The following is a 20,858-nucleotide window of genomic DNA, read 5'->3' as shown; positions in this document are numbered from 1 at the left end:
GTAAGCCTATGTTGTTGGCACACTTCGCGCGGATCTTGAGGCACCATGGGGGAGTGAGCGACAACGTGACGAACCTGATTTCTGCCCCAGCTACCGCCCAGGTCGACGAGGACGACCTGATTGTTAACATGCGCGGCGTATCCGTTGTGCGCGATGGCCGAGCCATTCTGGCGCCCATGGATTGGCAGGTGGAGCTGGACGAACGCTGGATTATCGTCGGCCCTAACGGGGCAGGCAAGACCACTTTGATGCGTCTGGCTTCGGCACAGATGTTTCCGACCACCGGCACCGTAAAGCTGGTGGGTGAGCAGGTGGGTAAAGTCGACCTGCGCGAGCTGCGCACTGCCATCGGTATGAGCTCCTCGGCGTTGGCACAACGCGTGCCGGGTGAGGAGAAGGTCGCGGATATCGTCATCTCCGCCGGCTACGACGTACTCGGCCGCTGGCGCGAGGCTTATGACGAGTTGGACTATGACCGCGCTATCGAGATTTTGGAAAGCATCGGCGCCTATCACCTCGCCGAGCAAACCTGGTCCACGCTGAGTGAAGGTGAGCGCAAGCGCGTGCTCATTGCCCGGGCATTGATGAACGATCCGGAACTGCTGCTGCTGGACGAACCGGGTGCCGGCCTGGATCTGGGCGGTCGGGAGGATCTGGTGGCGCTTTTATCCGAACTAGCGGCGGACGCGGATTCCCCGGCAATCGTGATGATCACTCACCATGTGGAGGAAATCCCGCCGGGATTCACCCACGCGCTGCTGTTGGACGAGGGGGAAGTCGTCGCCCAGGGCATCCTGGAGGACGTGATGACCAGCGAGAACCTGACCCGCACCTTCCATCAACCAATTGAGGTCAAGTACGAACAAGGTCGCTGGTTTGCCCGCCGCAGCCGCCAACGCCGCGGCAGCCACCGCTCCCGGGAAGATCGGTAGACTCTGATTCATGTTGGAAAACCGTTTGGGCCCAGTGCAGCCACGCCACGCGTCAACGGTGATTCTGTTGCGCGATACGTTGTCAGGGATCGAGGTGTACGTCCAGGAACGTGCCTCGACCATGAAATTCTGCGCCGAGATGACGGTTTTCCCAGGCGGGGGCGTGGATTCCCGTGACATGCCAGGTGACGTAGACGGCGATGGTCACGAATCGCCAGCGATTAACTGGCAAGGTGCGGAGGTCAAGTGGTGGGCTAAGCGCCTGCAGAAGCCGGAATCCATGGCACGCGCCCTCGTCTGTGCCGCGGTGCGCGAAACCTTCGAAGAGTCCGGCACTCTGCTGGCGACGCACCGCGATGGTTCCCCTGTGGTTGACACCACCCCATTTCAGGCGGAGCGCAAGCTGCTGGAGAACCACCAGCTGAGCTTTTCGGACTTTATGAGCAACAATAACCTCGTTCTCCGCTCCGACCTTTTACGCCCCTGGGCGAACTGGGTTACCCCGGTTGAACAGCCCATTCGCTATGACACGGCCTTCTTTGTCGCTGCCATGCCGGAGGGACAGCAGACTCGCGATGACACTCCTGAGGCCACTTCTACGGGATGGTTCCGCCCCTCCACGCTGTTGGACGGCTGGCGCTCCCGCAAGATTTCCCTGATGCCTCCGACATGGGCGCAGCTAAAGTTGCTGGATACCTTCCGGACTGTCGAGGAAGTATTGGACTTCTCCTCGAATCTTTCTGTCGACCCCGTACTGGCTGAGCCTGTCGATGAGCCCTACATGGCCGAGTACTACCTGATGGAGCAGCAGATGTACGGCGCGCCCGCCCGCCAATTCGCGCCGGGTATGAAGTTCGCCGTGGATCCTGCCGAGCTTCCCGCTAACCCCTTCGCTAGCCGCCCGGACTCCTACGAGCAGTAGGCCCCGCACAACTATGGCCTTTACTGCATCTGAACTGGACTTTTTACTTGCCGACTCTGCCGCTGGCTCGCTCTTTATTAATGACGCCACCACGTATCAGCTGACCAAGAAATCCCTCGTGCAGGACCTTTCCCACCTGCGCAAGACATATGGTGAGCACGCCCGCGCCCTCGTCGAACTCGTGCAGGCTCGCCGTGCCGACAAGCTGCCGCAAAGCTGGTTGATGGATAGTGAATCCACTCAGCAGGCCACCCCGCCCGTAGTGGCCGCGTGGCGCGCAGAGGTCTTGAAGAACGCCGGGGTGGGCAATGCCGTGGATGTCACTTGCAGTATCGGCACCGAGTTGCAAGCGCTTGCCCAAGCCGGGTTGCAGGTACTGGGTGGAGATCTGGACCACCAACGCCTCCGCATGGCTCGCTTCAATGTGCCAGAGGTTCCCGTGGTGCGAATGGATGCACTACGCCCAGCTTGTACGAGAGCCGTGACCTCCGGTGTAGTCGTAGCCGACCCGGCCCGACGCAATTCTTCGGGACGGGTGACGAAGTTGGAAGACCTACAGCCACCGCTGCCGGAGCTCACGGAGCGGTACGAAAATTTAGTGGTCAAATGCGCGCCCGGAATTGACTACTCTGAGTTCGACGGCCATGTGGAGGTCGTGTCAGTCGATGGAGGAGTAAAGGAAACGTGCCTTTATACTCCCGGCATAGTCGGGCGGGGACGCCGCGCGGTGGTGATGCGGGCGTCAACAGTTAAAGAGACAATTAGCTGTGACGAGCCTGAAACGGATTGTGTGAGTGGGGTGGGGCGCTACATTGTGGATCCCGATGGAGCCATAGTGCGCGCCGGGTTGGTGCGGCATTATGCTGCGCGGCACGGTCTATGGCAGCTTGACCCACATATCGCTTATCTCAGCGGGGATCATGTGCCTGCCGGGGAGCGCGGTTTTGAGGTTCTAGAGGAAGTTCCGCTGAAGAAGGCCCGCACTGCATTGGTGGGGCTGGGGGCAAAGAATGTGGAGATTCTTGTGCGGGGTGTGGACGTGGATCCGGATGAGCTGCGCAAGAAATGGAAGCTGAAAAAGGGGAGTAATGAAATGTATTCCGTCATCGTGACGCGACTGGGGGAGGGTGCCGCCGCGAAGGCTATGGCCTATGTGTGTCGCCCGTGTCAGGGGGCGCGGGGGTAGTTCTAAAACAATATAGGAAAGTTGTGGCGGTGATCACCTAGTGGTAGGTACTATGGTGCCAAATCACAATACCCAAGCAGGAAGGTCAACGAATGTCGAACATCGTTGTTCTGGTTAAGCAGGTGCCGGACACCTACTCCGAGCGCAAGCTCACCGACGATGACTTCACCCTCGACCGCGACAGCGCAGACGCTGTCCTGGACGAAATCAACGAAAACGCTGTTGAGGCTGCGCTGCAGCTGAAGGAAGCTGACAGCTCCCGCAACGTCATCGTCCTGTCTGTCGGCCCGGAGCGCGCAACCGAGGCGCTGCGTAAGGCTCTGTCCCTGGGCTGCGACGAGGCCAAGCTGGTTGTCGACGACAACCTGGCCGGCTCCGATGCACTGGGCACGGCATGGACCCTGTCCAACGCTCTGAACCAGATCGAGGACATCGAGCTGATCATCACCGGTAACGCCTCCACTGATGGCGGCGCTGGCTCCGTTCCGGGTCTGCTGGCTGAGTACCGCCAGATCCCGGCTCTGACTCACATGGAGGAGCTAAACGTAGAGGGTGGCAAGGTCACCGGTAAGCGCGTTACCGAAGAGGGCGTTTTCGGTCTGGAGGCTCCGACCCCGGCCATCGTCTCTGTGACTGAGAAGTCCAACACCCCGCGCTTCGCTGCCTTCAAGGGCATCATGGCTGCTAAGAAGAAGACCATCGAAGAGCTGTCTTTGGAAGAGATCGGCGTGGACGCTGCAAACGTTGGTCTGGCAAACGCCACCACCTCCGTTTCTGCTTCCACCCCGAAGCCGCCGAAGTCGGCTGGTGAGATCATCAACGACGAGGGCGACGGCGGCAAGAAGCTGGTCGAGTTCCTGGTCAAGGAAAAGCTGGTTTAAGGGAAGTAGGGATTTAAGGACATGACCAACGTACTAGTACTGGTTGAGCACGGTGAGGGTCAGCTGAAGAACTCCACCGTCGAGCTGATCACCGCTGCACGCGTGTTCGGCACCGTCGGCGCCGTCGTCGTGGGCGCTCCCGGAACCACCGAGAAGCTGCAGGGCGCACTGGCTGAGGCTGGCGCAGAGAACATCTACGCCGCTGAGTCCGATCAGGCAGAGTCCCTGCTGATCACCCCTGAGGTTGACGCACTGTCCGGCCTGGCAGCCCAGCTGCAGGTTCCGGTTCTTGTTTCCGCTACCGCTACCGGCAACGAGGTTGCTGGCCGCGTCGGCGCTCGCGTCGCTTCCGGTGTTCTGTACAACACCAACAACATCACCGCGGAGAAGACCGCTGAAATCAGCATCTTCGGTGGCGCTTACACCGTTACCGCTTCCGCCGCTGGCGCATCCCCGGTCTTCACCCTGGCTCCGGGCTCCCTGGATCCGGAGCCGCAGGCTGCCGCTGGCAACGTCCAGCAGGTAGAGCTGCCGGGCGCTGGCCCGACCGCTGTCACCATCACCTCCTTCGCTCCGGCAGAGCAGGGTGACCGCCCGGACCTGACCGAGGCCAACATCGTGGTCTCTGGTGGTCGTGGCGTGGGTGGCCCGGAGGGCTTCGCCGACGTTGTCGAGCCACTGGCCGACGTCATGGGCGCTGCTGTTGGTGCTTCCCGTGCAGCTGTGGACGCCGACTACTACCCGGGCAAGTTCCAGGTCGGCCAGACCGGTGTTACCGTCTCCCCGAACCTGTACATCGCACTGGGTATCTCCGGCGCTATCCAGCACAAGGCTGGTATGCAGACCTCCAAGACCATCGTTGCTGTGAACAAGGACGAAGAGGCTTCCATCTTCGAAATCGCAGACTTCGGTGTTGTGGGCGATCTGTTCAATGTTGCCCCGCAGGCTACCGAGGAGCTGAAGAACCGCAAGTAGTTCTTCGCCCTAGGTGTTGAAAGCCGCCACCCGGCGGCTGCCTCAAACCGGCGCCCTTCCGCCAAGCTTTCACGCTGGCGGGGAGGGCGCCGGTTTTTGTCGTGCAGGCTAAATGTCCTGCTGCCGGATATAGTCCTCCATATACGGCAGCGTGAAGCGTACGACCCCAAAGCCGGCCGGTTCAATGAGATCGCGGGTAATGAGCCGGCTGCGCCAAGTGGAAAGTCCCCGCGGTTCCACGCCGAGGCGGGAGGCGATGTCGCCGGTCTTGACGCCCCTTTCGTCGGCACAAATCGTAGCCATCGCGCGGAGGAAGTTCATTTCGCCCTCCGGCAGGCGGCTCAGCGCGGGTCGGTGCACGTGGCTGGTCATGCGGTCGATCGCCCGCTGGGAGGCAGTTTCCACGTGTGCGGCCTCGATGGTGTTTGACCCGTCGATTCCCGCGGCAGCCCACGACAGTGCGCCCACCACCTGAATGAGGTAGGGGTATCCGCGGCAAATGTCAGTGGCGCGGCCTAGGGCGTCATCACTAAAAGGGCGACCAGAGTCCGCAGCGGTGATGGCGAGAGTCTTGGAAACCTCCTCGGTCGGCACAGCGTGGAGATCCACGCGGAAAGCGCGGCGCAAGAACGTGGTGCCCTCGTGCTGCAGCAGGGTGTCCACGCCGTGGGGGAGTCCCGCGCAGACGAAGGCGATGTCGCGCTCATCGCGCATGAGGTCCTGGACTGCCGTGGCTAGGCGGTGGAGCTGGTCGAGGTCGGCGGACTGCAACTCGTCGAGGGTGATGAGGATGCCAGCGCCCGTGATGGCGCCGGAGAGCTCGCGTAGACGGGTGATGAGTGTGGGCACACTGCGGAGCTCCTCGGCTCGCGAGTGAACCTCCGTGCGAAAGCTGCCTACGCCGGTGAGGGAGGCGCCGGAGAGTTTGCGCTGTGGGGGTTGCTCGATGTTGGCGATAGCGGTGGGGATGGTTGTCTCGACCAACTCGGAGATCATGTCGCTGTTGGGGTAGGCGCGCAAGATGATCCAGCCTTGTGTGCGGGCTTTGTCCTCGATCTCGTTGAGTAGCACTGTCTTGCCCACGCCACGCAGACCGCTGGCCAGGATTGTGCGATGCGGGGAGCCGGGTCCTTCGGCTAGGCTGAGTTCGAAATCCTGTAGCAGCTCCGCCCTGCCTGCCAAGTAATATGGCGATGTGCCGAAACTGGGGCGGAAGGGGTTGCGCTGGCTGGGTGTGGGCGTCTGATGTGGGTGCTCGGACATGCCTCATAGCATAGCGCCACCCTGGTGGATTATGTTAGATCCGTTAGATCTTGGCGGTCTTGTTAGAAGTGTTAGATCCCGGTTTAATTGTTAGATCTTTGAAGTGAAAGAAAAACCAGGATCTAGCTCCCATGACCCTGAAGCATCCGAATTCGAGAAACAAGTAGGGTAGGGGCGTGAACGAGACAAACCACGCAGCGAGCGCGCAAGGGCGCCTGTATGTGGACAACGCAGCATCCCAGGCCTTGCGCCCCGAAGCGCAGGAGGCGATGGAGCGAGCCGCAAGTCTGCTGAACCCTGCAGGCCAGTACAAGACCGGCCGCGAAGCCCGCCGCAGCCTTGAGGAAGCCCGCGAACAGATCGCAGAACTCCTCGGCGCGGATGCAGCAGAGGTAATCTTCACCGGCTCCGGCACGGAGGCGGATAATATCGCCATTCAAGGGCTCGCATTTGGCTCGAAGGCTCATCGGGGTGCGCACGTTATCGCCAGCTCCGACATCGAGCACCCCGCCGTAGTCGAGTCCGTCGACTGGCTTACCATGGGGCCGCTCGATCTGAGCTTTGACCGTGCCGTTCTTCCTGTGGACGCCACCGGTCGCGTCCGCGCCGAAGAGTGGATAGCCGGTCTAGAAGGCGGCGCGGACACACCTAGCGACCTGGCGCTGTTGACTTGCATGTGGGCCAACAATGAAACCGGCGCGATCCAGCCGGTGCAACAACTGGCGGAGTTCGCCCGGGAGCACAACGTTCCCTTCCACACCGACGCAGTGCAGGCAATCGGCCACCTGCCAGTCGACTTTCATGCCCTCGGTGCCACCACACTGGCCGCAAGCGCCCACAAGTTCGGCGGCCCAAAGAACACCGGTTTGCTGCTTGCCCGCCGAGATGCGGACATCCTGAGCCCCGTGCGTGGAGGCGGACAGGAGCGAAAGCTCCGTTCCGGCACTGTGAACGTCCAGGGTGCGGTGGGATGTGCGGCCGCGCTGGCGTCATCAATAAAGGAACTAGACCAAGCAACCGCCAGAATGCGCATCGCGCGCGAGACGCTCCGGGCGGCGGCGCAGGAGATCGACGGAGTACGGATCTGGACGCCTGAGGACGGCGCGCTGCCCGGGCACCTGCACATGAGCTTCCCTGGCGCCGAGGGCGACTCGCTGATCATGCTTTTGGACGCCGCCGGGGTGGACGCCTCGACGGGCTCGGCATGCAGCGCCGGGGTGAACCGCGCCAGCCGCGTGCTCACTGCCATGGGAGTTCCCGTAGATGTGGCCCGAGGCGCGCTGCGACTCACCATCGGTGCGGACATCGCCGATGAGCAAGTCGAATACCTGGCAGGAATCTTGCCGCGCGTGGTCGAACAGGCGCGTGCCGCCGGAATGGCCTAACCGGAATGGCCTAATCCACCGGAACGCGAGTAGGGTGCCACTCATGCGAGTAGTAGCAGCAATGAGTGGCGGTGTAGATTCCGCCGTGGCAGCGTCCCGAGCGCTCGAAGCCGGGCACGAAGTGATCGGTGTGCACCTGGCGCTTTCCCAATCTCCGGAGGCCGTGCGGGCAGGTTCGCGCGGATGCTGCTCCCTGGAAGATTCCGCGGATGCGCGTCGCGTAGCAGACAAGCTGGGGATTCCGTTCTACGTGTGGGACTTCTCCGACCGCTTCAAGGCAGACGTAATCGACGACTTCGTGGATTCCTACGCTATTGGCGAAACCCCGAACCCGTGCCTGCGCTGTAACGAGAAGATCAAGTTTGAGGCACTGCTGGATCGCTCCATCGCACTGGGCTTCGATGCCGTGGTAACCGGCCACTATGCCCGCTTGCACGATGGCGTGATGCGCCGCGGAGTGGATCCCAACAAAGACCAGTCCTACGTCCTAGGCGTGCTGACCGACGAGCAATTAGCGCATTGCATGTTCCCGGTTGGAGACACAATTAAGCCGGAGATCCGCGAGGAGGCGAAAAGCCATGGCTTCGGCGTGGCCTCCAAGCCAGATTCCCACGACATCTGCTTCATCCCCGACGGGCAAACGCAGGCCTTCTTGGGCAAAAAGATCGGCCTGCGGCCGGGGCTAATGAAGGATCAGGACGGTTCCACCGTCGCCGAACACGAGGGCGTATACGGATTCACCATCGGCCAGCGCAAGGGGCTGGGGCTGCCACGCGAAGGTCTGGATGGAAAGCCGCGCTATGTAACGGATATTGACGCCGCCACGGGCACCGTAACCGTCGGTCAGCGTGACGACCTACGCATCGGCGGGATCACGGCAGATCGTCTGAAGCGCCTGGACCCTTCCGTACACGGTCGCGAGTTTGAGTGCGAGGTGCAGGTTCGTGCGCATGGAGGGGTAGTGCCCGCCACCGCACGACTGGTCGACGACCCGGAGGGGATCACGCCGGCAGGGCGCGTCAAGAAGGACGGCGAGAGCCCATGGCGCCTGGAGCTAGAACTGCATGAGCCACTGCAGGGCGTGGCGCGCGGGCAGGCGGCAGTGGTCTACCAGCCGGATGCAGATGGTGACATCCTATTGGGCAGCGGCACCATTCGTGCCACCACGCCGTGGAGCAGCGCAGGTGCGGCGGATACAGCTCCTGTTGAGTCTGCAGCGCCTGCAGCAGAGGCGTAGCGCGAACTATGGCAGATGACGCAACGCAACCCGAGCCCATGGGGCGCCTGGGTTGGTGGGAAAACACCGTCACGGACCACGCGGATCTGCGCGCCGCCGCCCAATCCGCACTCACCCGCACGTGCGACGTGGATGAGGATACGGGCGTGCCGCCCACCCTGTCGCTTCCGCGGTGCGGACGGGCAGGGGATCTTACGGCGCTGTCTGCCAGCTTTGCTCAGCTGCCGATTCGCGCGAACCCGCGCGGCTGGGAGCTGACTGCCCACCCTAGCCTCGAGTCTCGCCGCATGGACGGCTGGGTGCGGGAGGCCTCGGACATTGCCGAGGAGTTGCTTGCGGGGAAGACCGAGCGGCTGATACTGCACGTCACTGGTCCGTGGACGTTTGGCGCGGACGTGGAGTTCCGCGGCCATCCAGTGCTGCGCGACCGTCCGGCGTTTAAAGACTGCGCGTTGCACCTGGGCTTTGGTGCGGAACAGATCACCCGCACACTGTCGGCCACGCTTGGCTGCGAGGTGATTGTAGCCCTGCACGAGCCACGCGTCTGCGAAGTCATGGGTGGCTTGCCCGGAGCCACGCGTTTCGAGACCATTCCCGCCGTCGACCGCGAGTTCATCTATGGAGTGTGGCAGCGCTTCCAACAGCAGGTTGGGTGCCCCGTGGTGTTGGACACGGACTCTTTTATCGACGACGCCCTCTCGCACGCGCCCGGCTTCCACCGCATCGTGGTACCGGTGGATCAGTTGCTTACGACTGGGGGAAAGGATCTGGTCGGCGGGATGCTCGGGCGTGGTCAGGGGATCGGTTGGGCAGTGTCGCCGACGGGCACGCCGGGGACTGGCTCGGATGCGGCAGAGGAAGCCGCCGGGGCGATCGCCCGTGCCGTGTTGCGTCAGTGGGAGCAATGGACACTTCCCGCCGATCAACTGCCGAATTTGGTGGACATTGTGGTGCCCGAGGGGAAGCGTACAGCGGCGCAGGCCTCCGTGGCCGCCGCCCGCGCCCGCCACGCAGCGGCATTGCTCTGGCGTAACTGATGCCGCGCTAGAACTCTTCGTAGACTGCCGGATCCTGGTTCTTCCGGCGCCCATCAGGACGTCCCAGCGCGGTAATGGCCTCGATCTCCTCATCACTAAGGGAGATGTCCAACGAGTCGAGGTTCTCGCGTTGCAGATCCGCCGAGGAGGCCTTCGGGATTGCCAACACCCCGCGGCCACGGTGCCAGGCCAAAACGACCTGTCCGGGAGTTGCGGAGTGGGCGTCCGCAATATCGGCAATGACTGGCTCCTCCAAGACCGCGCCGCGCAGCAGTGGCGACCAGGCCTGCGTGACTATACCCAGCTCGCGGTGTACCGCAACGGCCTCGGCTTGTGGGAAATGCGGGTGTAGTTCGATCTGGTTGACCACCGGGTATTCACCCGTGGCCGCGTGCACGGCCTCCAAGTGTTCGGGCAGGAAATTGCACACGCCGACGTGCCGGATAAGCCCGCGTTCGCGCAGCTCCAGCAGCGTTTCAAAGGCCTCGACGTAGTGCCCCTGGCGCGGGTTCGGCCAGTGGATCAGGTGCAGGTCGATGCGGTCTAGCCCCAAGCGAAACAGGGATTCCTCGACAGCGGCGACAGCGTCGTCATGCCGCTGGTAACGTCCAGGCAGCTTGGAGGTGACGATCACATCGTCGCGGGAGATAGCGGGCGCGGAGGCATCGGCGCCGGTCGCTGCGCGGATGCCCGCGCCAACTGCGCCTTCGTTCTCATAATTGTAGGCCGTGTCGATCAATCGATAGCCTGTGCGGATGCCCGCTGCCACGGAGTCCGCGCCGGCCTGGCCCTGCATCTTGTACGTACCCAGCCCGATTTCTGGAAGGGATAGTGCTGACTTCTTAGTCATCGTTTCCTCACTTTCAACTCTGTACACTCAACTCTTTTGATGCCCCGCTGATAGCTGATGGCCTGTTAGCTGTCCGCGTTACCCGGAGCGCCGCTGTCCAGAAGCTTCTTGAAACCATCCTCGTCCAGCACTGGTACCCCCAGATCCTGCGCCTTCGTCAGCTTCGAGCCGGCCTTTTCGCCCGCAACCAGGAAGTCAGTCTTCTTTGACACGCTGCCCGCCGCCTTGCCGCCGCGTGCCTCGATGGCCTCCTTCGCCGCCGTGCGATCGAAATCCTCCAGCGATCCGGTGACCACGATCGTCAGACCCTCCAGGAGCGCCGCATTCACGCCTTCGGCTGCGCCGGACGCATCCGCGGCCTCCTGGTGCATCCGCACACCCGCGGCGGCCCAGCGCTCCACAATGCGCTGGTGCCAATCCACGGAGAACCACGCGGAAATGGATTCAGCGATCGTCTCACCAACCCCGTCGATCCCGGCCATGTCCTCCACCGTGGCTGTGGAAATATCCTCCACGGAAGCGAACTGCTTAGCCAGCGCCTTGGCTGCGGTGGGGCCGACGTGCCGGATCGACAGCGCGACCAGCACCCGCCATAGATCTGCCTCCTTCGCGGCCTGAAGCTTCTCCAACAAAGTCTCGCCGGACTTATTCAACTTCCCGGCTTTCGTTGCATAGGAACTGGTCTTTTCCAGATCCTCCGGGCTCAAGTCGAACAGCTCCGACTCATCCGCCAGCACGCCGGAGTGGATCAGATCGTAGGCGCCCTTTTCCCCCAAAGCGTCGATATCAAACGCCTTGCGGGACGCCAGATACGTCAGCCGCGTATGCAACTGGCCAGGGCAGTATTGAGTGTTAGGGCAGCGCCAGTCGGCGTCACCTACCTTCGAGGGAGCCAACCGCGTGCCGCACTCGGGGCAGAACGTTGAGAACAGGAAAGGTCGCTCTGTACCCGTGCGCTTGTCCTCGACTGGGCCCAGCACCTCCGGGATGACTTCGCCGGCCTTGCGGATGGTGATGGTATCGCCGAGCATCACGCCCTTGCGGTGCGCTTCCGTCGGATTGTGCAGCGTAGCCATTGAGACCGTGGAGCCTGCAACGTACTTCGGCGCCATGACGGCATATGGCGTCGCGCGCCCTGTGCGGCCAATGCCAACGCGGATGTTATGCAAAGTGGTCATGGCCTCTTCTGGCGGGTATTTGTAGGCGATCGCCCACCGCGGGGCACGGCTGGTGTGGCCCAGTTCCAACTGCTCATCCAGGGAATCGACCTTGACGACCAACCCATCCATTTCGTGCGCCGCATCGTGCCGGTGGTTGCCCCAATACTCAACTTGCTGCTGGACCTCCTTAGCGGAGTGGACCTGCTTGGTATAAGGGCTCACCGGCAGCCCCCACGCAGCGATCGCGCGGTATGCATCGTGCTGTGAAGCAGGGGAGAAGCCTTCGCGTGCACCGATCCCGTGGCAGATCAACTTCAGGGGACGCTTGGCCGTGTCCGCGGAATTCTTCTGCCGCATGGCACCGGCGGCGGCATTACGGGGATTCGCGAACATCTTCAGGCCCTCGGCCTGGCGCTGTGCGTTCATCGTGGCGAAGTCCTCGACGTCGATGAACACCTCGCCGCGAATCTCTACCAGTTCGGGGACGGGGAATTCATCGGTGCCGTGGAGAGTGTCCGGGATATCGTCGAGGGTTCGTGCGTTGTGAGTGATGTCCTCGCCCGTCGTACCATCGCCGCGGGTTAGCGCGAGTTCCAGCTGGCCGTCGATGTAAAGGAGGTTTATTGACGCCCCGTCGATCTTCAGCTCCGTCAGGTATGTCTTCGCGGGGGTGCGGTCCAGCCAGCCGGCGAGTTGCTCAGTGTCGAAAACATTGTCCAAGCTGAGCATCTGCTCGCGGTGGTTTACGTTTCGAAACGGGCTGCTGGTGGGTGGCGCCGGAGCGACCTCTTCGGTCGGGGACGGCCCGGTGACGACTTCAGGATGCGCCTGCTCCAGGTCTTTGAGTTCCTGCAGCAGGGCGTCGAAGTCCGCGTCCGAGATTTCCGGATCGCCGTAGTAGTAGAGCTGCCGGTGGTGGCGCACCTGGTCAGCGAGTTCTTGCCAGCGGGAATGAGTACTCACCCCCGCTAGTCTACTTGCGGAATATTTACTTGCGGCGGACGGCGGTGAAGTAGACCGCCACGGCAGCGATCAGGATGATCGCCAGGATTGCCAGGCCGACGTACAGCACGGTGTTGCTCTGCGAGGTGTTCTCGATGTCCTTCGCCTGTGCGTCGGACTTGTCCTCGTCATCGGCGTTAGCGCTTTCGGCGTTTTCTCCACCGTTGTCATTGTTTTCCTCGTTGCCAGCGGGGTCGAGGGTTGGTTCCGGTCCGGGCTCTAGGGGTTGACGCCATTCCGGTCCATCGACCTTGTTGCCTTCCAGGGCGGTGGACAGGCGGAACTCGATGTCCTTATCCTGCTTTCCGTTGTCGCTGTACCCCTCAAGGGTGACCATCACGTACCACTGGCCCGCATCCGAGGCTTCCTGATGGCTCACGTTTTCTTCGCGGTTGCGGTAGAAGACATAAGGCGTGGCTACGGCTCGTGCGGTGGTGGGGACATCTTTATCGAGCGTCTGCGTGGTCTCCTCCGATGTAACTTTTCGGCGGGGAGATGCCACGTAGATGTCTCCATTGCGGGAATCATCGGTCTGCTTCTTATCGAATTCCACTTCTGCGATGGGGCGCTGGCCCCAGTCGACGTTCATGCGATAGAACTTTGTTTCGCCTGGTACTAGGGTGTCGGATACAGTGCCCGGGGTGATTTCGGTGGCCTGGTTGTAGGACAGGCCGCCGGGGGTAGACTTCGGGTCAGTGTGTGGCACCTTGACCTTGTCCTTGTCGTCGCCCTCCGGGGTTTCGCGATCATTTTCCGGACCTGCCTCGGCGCCGTCGACCTGGGGCGGGAAACCAACCATGATCTCGACGGGCAGATCCCGATCAATGCCGGTGCCGGAATGGTTGAGTTTCACGCGATACTTCGTCGGATCACATCCGTCCTCCGGAGTGATGGTTACAGTTTCCGCCTCCGGTGGACCCGGCCAACTAGAGCCACTGTAGTAGCCAGAACCGCTGTCACTACAGGTTTCGTTCTTGTACTCGACGTCCACGTCGTAATAGATGTGGTCGCCACCCTCGAAGCCAATGGGCACCAGGTTTGCGGTGACCTGAGCTGTCTTTCCCTCCGGGATGCTCAGGCTGAACCACTTATCATCGCCGTCCTCGTTGCTGTCGCGTGCGGTGGGCAGGGTGCTTTGGTAGAGGCCTTCGCCTAGGTAGAAACCAGAGGTAGCGTCGTCGGATAGCTGGACGGGTGTGCCTGCGGACTCATATTCTCCGGCGACGCGTTGCGCGACGTCGCTGAGTGCTTCTTGGAGTGCATCCGTGTCGTCGGCAGAGGAATAGGTGCCGCCGGAGACCTCGGAGATACATTCGAGTTCCTTTTGCGCTTTGTTGTCGACTTTGAAGCCGACCGTGTGGATGGCTAGGTCGATGCCATCGCCAGCGATGTCTTTCGCTACTTCGCAGACTGGTGGTGGGGCACAAGTGTCGATGCCATCAGAGACGAGGATGATGTTGCGTGTTCCAGAGTCTCCGAGTTCGGCGGCTGCCTTCTTGATGGCGTTGCCGATGGGGGTGTAGCCCTTTGGAGCGAGTTCGTTGATCTTGCCTTCCAGATCCTCGGGCTTGTTCTTGCCTAGGGGCGCCAGCGTGGTGATGTCTTTGCAGCCCTTTTCGCGGTTGTCAGGAGCGTTGGATTCCTTGGAGCCGTAGGCGATGACGGTGGTTTCGGCTTTGTCGGCCAGAGTTTTCACCGTGTCGTTGGCAGCTTTCTTGGCTGCGTCCATGCGGGTTTCACCGTCGCCAGCATCTTTTTCGGCCATGGAGTCTGAGGCGTCGAGAACGACAGCGACCTTGCCATCGCCGTCGCCACCAGCGTTGCCGGAGTTTTCATTGTCTTCGGCGTTCGCGTTGACTGCGAGGATCGGCAGCAGCGCCATGATAGTGAGGAAAGCGAGCACCGCCGCAGCAAGCCGTCCTGTACCAGGACTTTGTTTCACTTTTATCTGGTGAGCAGATTTAACTTCGTGCATGGGGAATCAGCGCCTTTCTGGTTTGGATATGCCGTTTAGTTGCTGGCTTAGCCTGAGAGAGTTTTTCCTTACGAGGGTGTGACGCTTCACGGCAACGCAATGTTCCCGATGCGTGGAAAGTTCCTGTGAGAAATCTCCCAATCTGGGTAGAAATCTTAGGAAACATCGATAGATTCCGCAGGAAAAGGGCTCTTTCCTTTGGGTGTTCAGGGGGTGTCTGGCGCTCGTTATAAAGTGGTCGACATGACTGCACCGCATTTTGATCCGGCACACATGTTGAGCTTTGACTTGGAAACCACCGGCGTAGATCCAAAGACAGCCCGCATCGTTACCAGCGCCCTGGTGACGATCAAAGGCAAGGAAAGAAAAGACCTAGAGATGCTGGCTGATCCGGGTGTGGAGATTCCGCAGCAGGCTTCTGATGTGCATGGCATCACTACCGAGTACGCCCGTGAGCACGGCGAAGACCACGGTGAAGTGTTGGCAAAAACCATCGAAGGAATTCGGGAGGCCTGGCGCGCCGGAGCCACATTGATCGTCTACAACGCCGCCTACGACCTCAGTGTGTTGCGGGCATTGGAGCCCAGCTTTACCGTCGACGGGCCAGTGTTCGACCCCTATGTTGTTGATAGGGCGAAGGATCAGTATCGCAAAGGCAAGCGCACCTTGGAGAGTGTGTGCGAACACTACGGTGTGAGTTTGGATAACGCTCACGAGGCGACGGCGGATGCGGTGGCCGCTGCCCGCGTGGCGTGGATGTTGGCGCGGAAATACCCCGAGCTGACACAAATGGCAGCAGATGAACTGATGCTCTCCCAGGCCACCTGGTTCTACGAGTCCCAGAAGGGACTGCAGGAATGGTTCCAGAAGAAGGGCAGGGACGTGCCCGTCAACACCGCCTGGCCACTAGCGGAGTAGTGCCACCGGCGGCATGTCGCTACTGGCGGAAGATTGCTACTGGCGGCGAACGGCGGTGAAGTAGACCGCCACAGCAGCGATCAGGATGATTGCCAGGATTCCGAGGCCAACGTACAGCACGGCGTTGCTCTGGGAACTGTTCTCGTTTCCGGAGCTGGCGTTATTGGCACTTTCGCCGCTATTGCTGTTGTTTTCGTTGCTTGTGGGCTCGAGGGTTGGCGCCGGACCGGGCTTTAGGGGTTGACGCCATTCCGGTCCATCGACCTTGTCGCCTTCCAGAGCGGTGGACAGGCGGAACTCGATTTCCTCGGACTGCATGCCGTTATCACTGCTTCCATCAAGCGAGACCATCACGTACCACTGGCCAGCTTCCTTGGCATCGCCTTGGGATGAGCTTCCTTCGCCATTGCGAAAGAAGACATAGGGCGTGCCTACTGCGCGGGCGGTAACTGGAAGATCCTCATCCAGTGATTCCGAAGACGAATATGACGTTTGAACACGTCGTGGAGAAGCGACGAAGATTTTTCCACTGCGGGAATCATCGGTCTGCTTCTTATCGAATTCCACCTCTGCGATGGGGCGCTGGCCCCAGTCGACGTTCATGCGGTAGAACTTTGTTTCGCCTGGAACCAGGGTGTCAGAAACGGTGCCTGGGGTGATCTCAGTCGCCTTGTCATAAGACAGGCCACCAGGGGTCGACTTCGGGTCGGTGTGTGGCACCTTGACCTTGTCCTTGTCATCGCCGTCCGGGGTTTCTCGGTCGTTTTCCGGACCGGCTTCGGCACCGTCGACTAGAGGTGGGAAGCCGACGACAATTTCCACCGGGAGTTCGCCGTCAAAGCTGCTACCCGCAGAACTGATATTCACACGGTATTTCGTCGGGTCGCAGTCTTCCTCCGGGACGATTGTTATAGCTTCCGCCTCTGGTGGATCGGGCCAGCTACTTGTAGAGGAAGAACCACTGACTTTGTCGCTGCAAGAGTCGTTTTTATATCCCACCCGGGTGCCGTATGAGGCCGAATCGTCCTTAGCGGATCCCAGGGGGACAGCATTGACGGAGATCACAGCTTTCCTCCCTTGAGGGATGCTGACGTTGAACCACTTATCGTCGCTATCATCTCCGCTGTTGCTGGAACCGGGCAAGGTGCTTTGGTACAAACCCTCGCCTAGGTAAAAAGCGTCGGTGGCATCGTCGGATAGCTGGACGGGTGTACCTGCAGCTTCATAAACTCCGGCGACTCTGCTTTCGTCGTCGGCGTTCGCGTTAACGGCGAAGATCGGCAGCAGAGCAATGCCGGTGAGAAACGCGAACACTGCAGCAGCGAATCGCCAGGTTTGTGGAAGCTGATGGGTCTTTGCTTGAGGAGCCCGCACGAGGAACTAGCGCCTTTCTGGGTTTGTTGGTGTTCTATAGGGATGGGATGAAGCGTGGCCACGCAATGTTCCCAACGCGAAAAAGTTCTCCACTGCAAAGAATCAATGCTGCAAAGAAACAATGCTGTGGAGAATCAATGCTAGGGAGAACACTAGGGAACGATTCACCTTTTCGCAGGAATAAGCTTCTGCTTCGTACCCTCAGGGGGTACTGCTCGCTATAAAGCGGCTGACTTAGCTGCGCTGCACTGTGGTGCTGCACAGTGCTCCAGCAGCTCCAGCAGCTCCAGCAACCATTTATTCGGACTTCCTTCTAAGAAAAGGCAGGTCAACACTGTCCGCCCGCTGGACGAAAATCCTCGGGGAAACCTATCGCTTTCTCTATTTGTTTCTTATCTTGGTGAAGTAGCACAATAAAGGTGTTGAGGTTAACTCCTGCGTGGTTTTTGTGACGCCCACACGGCTCCCACCGAGCCCCATGGCTGTTGCGGACTGACAAGGGGGAAAGATCAGCACTTTCAAGAGTCCATCTCATAGACATCGAAATGGGGCACTAGGGATCCATGAACGACAAGCACAATCCCCAGGGCGCAGACCACAATGCGGATTACGAAAACGCGCAGCAGCATGGCGTTGATCACCACGTCACCGAGCAAAAGGCGCAGGAAGTAAAAGCTTCGTTGGGGGCTGCGGTAGCTAGCTCCCCGCAGATCGCGGAGCCGAAGAAAGAGAAGAAAGACAACACACACTGGCTATACATCGGCGTGATCGTCGCCGTGATCGCCGGCATCATTTTCGGTCTCGTGGCACCCGATGTCGCAAAGGGGTTCAAAGAGCTCGGAACCACCTACGTCACGCTGATCAAAATGATCATCCCGCCGGTGATCTTCTGCACGATCGTGCTGGGAATTGGCTCGGTGAGGTCTGCGGCGTCAGTAGGCAAAGCAGGAAGCATGGCACTGGCCTACTTCATCACGATGTCCACCTTCGCCCTCGCAGTAGGCCTAGTCGTGGGAAACCTGCTGCAGCCGGGCGAAGGGCTGAACATTGGAAATACCGGTGGCTTCGACGCCAAAAAAGGGCAAGAGACCGGGTTCGTGCAAAGCATCATTCCTGAAACCTTCTTCAGCGCCTTCACCTCAGGCAAGATTCTGCAGGTACTGCTAATCGCCCTGTTGGTCGGCTTCGCAACGCAATCCATGGGCAAGGCCGGCGAGCCGATCCTGGGCTTCGTGGCCGCTCTGCAGAAGCTGGTCTTCAAGATCCTGTCCTGGATCCTGTGGTTGGCCCCGATCGGCGCGTTTGGTGCGATGGCTGGCGTAGTCGGCGGCACTGGTATTAAGGCAGTGCTGCAGCTCGGTATCTTGATCCTAGGCTTCTACATCACCTGCATCATCTTCATCTTCGTGATTCTGGGAACCATCTTGCGAGTCTTCACTGGCTTCAATATTTTCAAGCTGGTGAAGTACCTGGGGCGCGAGTACCTGCTTATCTTCGCTACCAGCTCCTCTGAGTCCGCGCTGCCGAACCTGATGCGCAAGATGGAACACGTCGGCGTGGACAAGTCCACGGTCGGAATCGTCGTGCCGACGGGCTACTCCTTCAACCTGGACGGCACCGCGATTTACCTGACCATGTCAGCCATCTTTATTTCGGACGCCATGAACGTGCACCTGAGCATGGGGGATCAGATCAGCTTGCTGATCTTCATGATTATCGCCTCCAAGGGTGCCGCGGGTGTGTCCGGCGCGGGTATCGCAACCCTGGCTGTCGGTCTGCAATCGCACCGTCCGGAGCTGTTGGACGGCGTGGACATCATCGCTGGCATCGACCGCTTCATGTCTGAGGCCCGCGCCCTGACCAACTTCTCCGGTAACGCAGTGGCCACTCTGTTGGTTGGCAAGTGGACTCACACCGTGGATAAGGAACAGGTCAAGCGCGTGCTCAACGGCGAGGATCCATATGTTGGAACCGCAGATGACCATGATGTCGACCTCAAGTACCCGTCGGTGAAGAACCCCGCAACGGATCACCTGCAGCCCACCCCGCAGGTAAACCTGGACGACTACCGTCAGCAGTAACTGCAGTCGTGCAAACCCGTCTGCCGCAGAGGTGCGGTGGACGGGCACTGCCGTGTAAGGGGGATCACCGGCAGGACTATACTGAAGCGCATGTCACATGAAGCTTCACAAGCCCCCGCTGCCACGGAATCTACTGCCACCGGCGCGGACTATCTGAAGAAAATCGTTTCCGCACCCGTGTACCGCGTGGCCAAAAACACCCCGCTTGAGTACATGGACACGCTGTCGAAGCGCAGTGGAAACGAAATTCTGGTCAAGCGCGAAGACTTGCAGCCCGTGCATAGCTTCAAGATCCGCGGCGCATTCAACCGCATGGCACAGCTCACGGAAGAAGAGCGCCGCCGCGGAGTCGTCGCCGCCTCCGCCGGAAACCATGCACAGGGCGTGGCACTATCCGGCACGGAACTGGGAATCCGCACTGTCATTGTGATGCCGGAGGTCACCCCCAGCATCAAAATCGACGCAGTGCGCAGCTTCGGTGGGGAAGTACTGTTACACGGCGCTAACTTCGACGAAGCCAAAGCCAAGGCCATGGAACTATCCGACCAGGAGGGCATGGTCTGGGTCGCCCCGTTCGACGACGAGGCGGTCATCTCCGGGCAAGGAACCGCTGGTCTCGAAATCTTCCAATCCCGACCGGACGTTGACCGCGTGTTCGTACAGGTCGGCGGCGGTGGTTTGGCAGCGGGCGTAGCCGTGCTTCTCAAAGAACTGAACCCCAAAATTCAGGTCATCGGAGTGGAGCCGGAGGAATCCGCCTGCCTCACCCAAGCCCTCACAGCAGACCAACCCGTTGCCCTCGACCACGTCAGCCTCTTCGCCGAAGGCGTAGCCGTCAAACGAATCGGCGCAGAGACATTCCGCCTCTGCCGTGACTACCTCGATGACGTGATCACCGTAAGCTCCGACGAGATCAGTGCTGCCATCAAGGACATCTTCGACGACACGCGAGCCATCGCCGAACCCGCCGGCGCCGTCGCACTGGCTGGGCTGAAGCGCTATGTTGCTACCCACAAAATTCAAGACGAAACCCTGGCTCACGTCCTCTCCGGTGCGAATGTGAACTTCCACTCCCTGCGCTATGTCTCCGAGCGTGCGGAAATCGGTGAGGGTGGCGAGGGCATCTTCGGCGTGACAATTCCCGAGCGCGAAGGTGCGTTCCTCGAGTTCTGCAAGATCCTCGGCCAGCGTTCCGTCACAGAGTTCAGCTACCGAGTCGGCCAGCGTGGTGGGGAAGAACCAGCCCGAATCTTTGTGGGCGTCAAACTGAAAAACGGCGAGGAGGAGCGCAAGGGCATCGCCGCGGATCTCAGCAGCGCAGGTTATGGAGTGGTCGACCTCTCCGACGATGACGTCGCCAAGGAACACGTGCGCTACATGATAGGAGGCACACCCGGTCAGCGCGTTGACGAGACCGCGTATAGCTTTGAATTCCCCGAGCACCCCGGCGCACTATTGCGCTTCCTGGAAGTGCTGGGAACCCGTTGGAATATCACCGGCTTCCACTACCGCAGTTTCGGCATGGACTACGGTCGCGTGCTGGCGGCGTTTGAGGACGTATCCGGCGATATCGAGTTCCAAGCACACCTGCAGCAGCTGGGATACCACGCGACCGATGTGACGGATAGCCCGGCGTATAACTTCTTTATCCGCAGCCAATAGTGCCGGCGGGCTGCCGGC

At 60.6% G+C, this 20,858-nt stretch carries 16 protein-coding genes; 11 read left to right on the top strand and 5 right to left on the bottom strand.

Features of this window, described 5'->3' with window-relative positions:
* Positions 1-8: 8 nt before the first annotated feature.
* The 5 genes from AC06DS_RS09545 to AC06DS_RS09525 all read left to right on the top strand — a co-directional run bounded on the left by AC06DS_RS09545 (position 9) and on the right by AC06DS_RS09525 (position 4,896).
* Positions 9-932, top strand: coding sequence for an ABC transporter ATP-binding protein (locus AC06DS_RS09545; RefSeq protein WP_477101201.1), 924 nt, complete (start codon positions 9-11; stop codon positions 930-932).
* 10 nt (positions 933-942) lie between these two features.
* The gene (locus AC06DS_RS09540; RefSeq protein WP_448307511.1) at positions 943-1,854 is read left to right on the top strand and encodes an NUDIX hydrolase; all 912 of its coding nucleotides are present in this window, start codon (positions 943-945) and stop codon (positions 1,852-1,854) included.
* A 13-nt stretch (positions 1,855-1,867) separates the two neighbouring features.
* A complete protein-coding gene (locus AC06DS_RS09535) occupies positions 1,868-3,040 on the top strand; it encodes a THUMP-like domain-containing protein (RefSeq protein ID WP_477100625.1) in 1,173 nt (390 codons plus the stop codon).
* 92 nt (positions 3,041-3,132) lie between these two features.
* The gene (locus AC06DS_RS09530; RefSeq protein ID WP_293789825.1) at positions 3,133-3,921 is read left to right on the top strand and encodes an electron transfer flavoprotein subunit beta/FixA family protein; all 789 of its coding nucleotides are present in this window, start codon (positions 3,133-3,135) and stop codon (positions 3,919-3,921) included.
* A 21-nt stretch (positions 3,922-3,942) separates the two neighbouring features.
* Positions 3,943-4,896: an electron transfer flavoprotein subunit alpha/FixB family protein gene (locus AC06DS_RS09525; RefSeq protein WP_448307513.1), complete on the top strand. Its 954-nt coding sequence runs from the start codon at positions 3,943-3,945 to the stop codon at positions 4,894-4,896.
* Positions 4,897-5,004: 108 nt separating this feature from the next.
* Here the strand turns inward: AC06DS_RS09525 and AC06DS_RS09520 are convergent, their stop codons facing one another.
* The gene (locus tag AC06DS_RS09520; RefSeq protein WP_477100624.1) at positions 5,005-6,159 is read right to left on the bottom strand and encodes an ATP-binding protein; all 1,155 of its coding nucleotides are present in this window, start codon (positions 6,157-6,159) and stop codon (positions 5,005-5,007) included.
* Positions 6,160-6,335: 176 nt separating this feature from the next.
* Between AC06DS_RS09520 and AC06DS_RS09515 the strand changes: the two genes are divergently transcribed.
* Genes AC06DS_RS09515 through AC06DS_RS09505 form a run of 3 tightly spaced genes read left to right on the top strand, consistent with a single transcriptional unit; the run spans position 6,336 to position 9,818 of the window.
* Entirely contained in the window at positions 6,336-7,544 is a 1,209-nt protein-coding gene (locus AC06DS_RS09515; RefSeq protein ID WP_477100623.1) for a cysteine desulfurase family protein, read from the top strand.
* Between the two features lie 43 nt (positions 7,545-7,587).
* On the top strand, positions 7,588-8,781 hold the full coding sequence (mnmA, locus tag AC06DS_RS09510; RefSeq protein WP_408925477.1) for a tRNA 2-thiouridine(34) synthase MnmA: 1,194 nt from the start codon (positions 7,588-7,590) through the stop codon (positions 8,779-8,781).
* An 8-nt stretch (positions 8,782-8,789) separates the two neighbouring features.
* Positions 8,790-9,818 carry a uroporphyrinogen decarboxylase/cobalamine-independent methonine synthase family protein gene (locus tag AC06DS_RS09505; protein WP_477100622.1) on the top strand — a complete coding sequence of 343 codons (1,029 nt, stop codon included), beginning with the start codon at positions 8,790-8,792 and terminating at the stop codon, positions 9,816-9,818.
* Positions 9,819-9,825: 7 nt separating this feature from the next.
* Here AC06DS_RS09505 and AC06DS_RS09500 read toward each other — a convergent pair whose 3' ends face one another.
* The 3 genes from AC06DS_RS09500 to AC06DS_RS09490 all read right to left on the bottom strand — a co-directional run bounded on the left by AC06DS_RS09500 (position 9,826) and on the right by AC06DS_RS09490 (position 14,772).
* Positions 9,826-10,668 carry an aldo/keto reductase gene (locus AC06DS_RS09500; protein WP_477100621.1) on the bottom strand — a complete coding sequence of 281 codons (843 nt, stop codon included), beginning with the start codon at positions 10,666-10,668 and terminating at the stop codon, positions 9,826-9,828.
* 65 nt (positions 10,669-10,733) lie between these two features.
* Positions 10,734-12,791, bottom strand: a complete 2,058-nt coding sequence (gene ligA, locus AC06DS_RS09495; protein WP_477100620.1) for an NAD-dependent DNA ligase LigA — start codon at positions 12,789-12,791, stop codon at positions 10,734-10,736.
* Between the two features lie 25 nt (positions 12,792-12,816).
* A complete protein-coding gene (locus tag AC06DS_RS09490) occupies positions 12,817-14,772 on the bottom strand; it encodes a vWA domain-containing protein (RefSeq protein WP_477100619.1) in 1,956 nt (651 codons plus the stop codon).
* A 276-nt stretch (positions 14,773-15,048) separates the two neighbouring features.
* On the opposite strand from AC06DS_RS09490, the gene AC06DS_RS09485 reads away from it, so the two are divergent.
* A complete protein-coding gene (locus AC06DS_RS09485) occupies positions 15,049-15,723 on the top strand; it encodes a 3'-5' exonuclease (protein WP_293789849.1) in 675 nt (224 codons plus the stop codon).
* A gap of 36 nt (positions 15,724-15,759) precedes the next feature.
* Here AC06DS_RS09485 and AC06DS_RS09480 read toward each other — a convergent pair whose 3' ends face one another.
* Entirely contained in the window at positions 15,760-17,097 is a 1,338-nt protein-coding gene (locus AC06DS_RS09480; protein ID WP_293789851.1) for a hypothetical protein, read from the bottom strand.
* A 563-nt stretch (positions 17,098-17,660) separates the two neighbouring features.
* On the opposite strand from AC06DS_RS09480, the gene AC06DS_RS09475 reads away from it, so the two are divergent.
* Both AC06DS_RS09475 and ilvA read left to right on the top strand, forming a co-directional pair.
* Complete coding sequence (locus tag AC06DS_RS09475; protein ID WP_477100618.1) at positions 17,661-19,178, top strand: cation:dicarboxylate symporter family transporter; 1,518 nt, start codon at positions 17,661-17,663, stop codon at positions 19,176-19,178.
* Positions 19,179-19,268: 90 nt separating this feature from the next.
* Positions 19,269-20,840, top strand: a complete 1,572-nt coding sequence (gene ilvA, locus AC06DS_RS09470; RefSeq protein ID WP_477100617.1) for a threonine ammonia-lyase, biosynthetic — start codon at positions 19,269-19,271, stop codon at positions 20,838-20,840.
* The last annotated feature ends 18 nt before the right edge of the window (positions 20,841-20,858 follow it).

This window comes from Corynebacterium sp. TUM25015, assembly GCF_056393505.1.
This window is presented reverse-complemented; position numbering and strand designations above follow the sequence as displayed.